This window comes from Burkholderia sp. HAN2018, assembly GCF_024704855.1.
In the GTDB taxonomy this organism is placed as follows: Bacteria; Pseudomonadota; Gammaproteobacteria; order Burkholderiales; family Burkholderiaceae; genus Burkholderia; species Burkholderia cepacia.
Window position 1 is genome coordinate 1 of the sequence record NZ_QOBB01000372.1, and the last position, 4,211, is coordinate 4,211.

A 4,211-nucleotide genomic window follows, 5' to 3' on the forward strand; every position below is an offset into this window, starting at 1 on the left:
CGGGGCCGCCCGCGAGCGCGTGCCACGCCGTATCGAGCGCGGCTTCGTCGGGCGGCTCGTCGAGCCATGCATCGAACGACTGGCCGGCGCCGGCGACGAGCCAGTTCAGCACGCTGCGTCGCGCCTCGCGCGTCGAGCGCGACGACAGGTACGGCCCGGCGACGACGTAGCAGCGATAGACCGCACGCGTGAGCGCCACGTAGACGAGCCGCGCGCGCTCCGCGGCCTGCTCGCGCAGCGCTTGCTGCGCCGCATGCGCGGCCGCCTCGTCGTCGCACCCGTAATGCAGCACCGCGTCGCCCGCATCGTCGTGGTATTCGCGCGCATCGGGCAACGCGGACGCGGGCGGCTCGCGCAACCCGCCGTCGTTCAGGAACGGACAGAACACGATCGCGTATTCGAGGCCTTTCGACTTGTGCACGGTGACGATCTGCACGAGGTTGCGATCGGATTCGAGCCGCAACTGCGCTTCCTCGCCGCCGCCGTCGAGCCGTTGCGCGGCTAGCCAGCGCAGCGTCGGCGCGATGCCCGGCTGCGCGGACGCGCGTGCCTGCGTCAGTTCGGCCAGATGGTTGATGTCGGTCACGCGACGCTCGCCGTCCGCGCCGGCCATCAGCCGCTCGGCGATCCGCAATTCGCGCGTGAACGTGCGCCACATCACCGCGAAACCGCGTTCGCGCCACAGCAGCCGGTACCGCGAGAAGCGCTCGACCCAGCTCATCGCGTCGGCACTGTCGGCCGCGGACGCTTCGTGTGACGCATCACCGTCGCCCTGCTCCATCCGCCACAGTGCGCCGGCATCGAGGCCGAACCAGTCGGCTGCGAGCGCCGCGCGCAGCCGCCGCAGGTCGCCCGGCGCATCGATCGCCGCCAGCACGCGTTCAAGCTGCTCCGCGTCGCCGGTCGAGAACACCGAGGCCTGCGCCAGTTCCACGCTGCCGATGCCCCACGTGGCCAGCACGCGCTTCACGAGACTGCCCTGCCGGTGCGTCTGCACGAGCACCGCGATATCGCCCGGCGACAGCGGCGACTCGCCGAGCCGCACGCGCCCTTCGCGCGCGCCCCGCATCAGCCGGGCAATCTCGGCGGCACAGGCCTGCGCGGCCCGTGCCTGCGCATCGCGCTTGAGCAACGTGCCTTCACCGCCAGGCAACGCCCACACCCGGAAGTCGCCTGCCGGGCCCGGATCGGTTTCGTCGACGAACGGCGCGCGCACGCGCGTGCCGGCACGCACCGCGTAGTAGTCGAGCCCGTCGAGCACGAACGCGCGCGGATTCGACATGAAGAAGCGGTTGCACGCATCGACGATCGCGGGCGTCGAGCGCTGGTTGACCGCGAGCGTGTAGCACGCGCTCGCCCGCGCACGCGCCGCCAGATAGGTATGCAGATCGGCCGCGCGGAAGCTGTAGATCGCCTGCTTCGGATCGCCGACGAGGAATAGCGGGCCGCCCGGCGCGAAGATCCGGTCGAAGATCGCGAACTGCAGCGGGTCGGTATCCTGGAACTCGTCGATCAGCGCGGCCGGATAGCGCGCGCGCAGCGTCTCGGCGAGCCACGGATGCGCATGCAGCGCGTGGTACAGGTTCGCCAGCAGATCGTCGAACGACACGATGCGCCGCGTGCGCTTGCGCTCGGCCAGCTCGCCCGGCGCCATGTCGAGCCATTCGGCGATCAGCGCGAGCCAGCGCGCGCGCTGTGCGGCTTCAGCCGCCGCCACGGCCGCCTCGAGCGCGTCCGCCACGTCGAAGAACGCGTGTTCGGGCGTCGCGCCGCCTTTTTTCGTCGCCTTCACGAGCGCGGTGCGCGTGAGCTTCAGCGCGGCCTTCGGCAGCGCAGCCGTCGCGTCGCCCTGCGCGAAATGCGCGGCCCATGCGGCGAGCGCATCGGCAACCGCTTCGGGTTTGTGCGAACGCTGGTTGAGCGCGGGCTGCGCGGCGCGCAGCAACGCATCGATCGCTTCGCGCTCGGCCGCCCACATCCGCCCGGACTCAGCGAAGCATTCGGCCGCGGCGGCCTCGGCCGATTCGTCGGGCTCGGTCACGCCGTCCCAGCGCAGCGCGGCGAGCGGCTTCTTCAGCCGGCGCGCGAGCTGCGCGTCGAGCGCGGCCGGCCCGGCCCCCGATTCGACGAGCCAGGTCGCGAAACCCGGCCAGCGTGCGGCCGCCGGTTCGACGCGCGTGCGCCAGAAATCCGCCGCGAGTTCGAAGCGCAGCGACGCATCGTCGGCCTCCATGTCGAACGCGAACGGCATCGCGGCCGCGAACGGCGCTTCCTGCAGCGCGCGCTGGCAGAACGCGTGGATCGTATGGATGGCCGCCTGGTCGAACGCGCGCAGCGCACGCCGGATCCGTTTCGCGGCCGTTTCGGGATCGAGCTCGCCGCCTTCGCCGAGCGTCGTCTCGAGCAGGCGCTCGATGAACGGATCGCCGCCGTCGTCACCCGTATCGAGCGCATGCGCAAGCTGCGCGAGCCGGCCGCGAATCCGCTCGTGCAGCTCCGCGGTCGCCGCTTTCGTGAAAGTCACGACGAGGATTTCGTCCGCACCGAGATCCTTTTCCAGCAGCAAACGCACATAGAGCGCGCAGATGTTCCAGGTCTTGCCGGTGCCGGCCGATGCCTCGATCTGGTTGACGCCATCGAGCGGACACGCGAACACGTCGAGTTCGAGCGCCTGCTGCGGCTGCGACACGGCGCTCATGCGACCTCCTTCAGATGCTCGACGAGCGGATCGAACACGAGCCGCGCGAGCGTGGCGAACGGCTCGTCGAGCGACGCATGCGCGCCGCGCCATGCGATCGCGATGGCCGGATCGTCGGCTTCGCTCACGACCCGTTCGTTGATCCAGACACTCGCGGCCTTGGCCTCGCCGTCGGACACCCGCGCCCATGCGCTGCGCGGGAAAAACCGCAGCGGCATGCGCCGCCCCGCGCGAAACAGCGCGGCAAGCGGTGCGAGCTGCTCGAGCGGCGCCGCGACAGGCGTCAGCTCGAACGCGCCGCCGCTGCCGAACCACAGCGTGCGGCGCGGGCCGCCAGGCTCGATCGCGCAGTAGACGAGATGCGCAAGCCACGCGGACAGGTAGTCGCGCGCACTCGGCCTCGCATAACGGTAGATGATCTGCCCGGCCTGCGTCAGCCGGTTCAGCGTGCCGTGCAGTTCAAGCGGCGCGCTCACCGCGTCGCCCGACAGCAGCGCGTCGTGCGCGCCGAACAACGCCTGCTCGGTGTCGGGCCAGGCGGGCACGACGGTGAGCGAGAACGACCGCCGCTCCATCCCGTCGGCCAGCGCACGACGCACGTTCGACGCCAGCTGCGTCATCGAGCCGAGTGCCTGGTCGCGCCACACGGCGCCTGTCGCGCCGCCCGGCAGTTCGGGGCTCGCGTCCGCGATGCGCAGCGCATGATCGTGCACGCCGCCCTCGTCCGATTCGATCAGCAGCGGCAGCACGCGCTCGGCGAGCGCATCGCTGCCGGCGAAGTCGAGCGCGAACGGTTCCGTATCGAGCAGTTCGGCCTGCGCGTCGGCAAGCACGATGCCGAGCCGGCCGCGCAGCAACGCGCGCGCCGGATGGCGCCAGAAGCGTTCGAATTCGCTGAATGCGACGGGCTCGACCGGTTCGGCCGGCAGCGGCTGCGCGAAAAACGGCAATTCGCGCGGGCCGTCGCGCGACGCTTCGGCGGCGAGCAGCGACGCGAGCGTCGCCCGCTCGGCGTCATAGGACACCAGCGCGCTGCCGGGCTGGAAATACGCGGCCGCGAACGGTTGCAGCGGATGCTCGACGATGAACGCGCGCCGCGCGGCATCGACCGCGTCCGGCGCGGCGTCGGGGCCTGCCGTGACGAGCGCGAGATGGTCGAGCAATTCGTCGACGAGTGCCGCGGGCGGCAACGGCGCGTTGTCGCGAATGCTGCGGCCCGTGTACGCGATCAGCAACCGGTCGCGTGCGGCGAGCAGCAGGTCGAGAAACAGGTTGCGCTCGTCGTCGCGGCGCTGGCGATCGCCGAGCTTCGGCAACACGGCCATCAGGTCGAATTCGTCCGCGCGCGCGAGGCTCGGCAGCACGCCATCGTCCATCCCGAGCAGGCAGACGACGCGATACGGCAGCCCGCGCAGGCTCGTCAGCGACGAGAACGTGACGCCGCCCCACGGCACCCCGCCGCGCGCCGGATCGTCGAGCGCGGCGGCCAGCCCGGCCCGGACGACGGCCGCCG

At 71.5% G+C, this 4,211-nt stretch carries 1 protein-coding gene and 1 pseudogene; both read right to left on the bottom strand.

The annotated features are described in order from the left end of the window. On the bottom strand, window positions 1-2,698 hold a 2,698-nt coding region (locus DPV74_RS39450; RefSeq protein ID WP_119339160.1), incomplete at its 3' end, for an exodeoxyribonuclease V subunit beta. Next, window positions 2,695-4,211, bottom strand: a pseudogene (locus DPV74_RS39455) (exodeoxyribonuclease V subunit gamma); the annotation flags it as partial. The gene DPV74_RS39450 and the pseudogene DPV74_RS39455, both read right to left, overlap by 4 nt.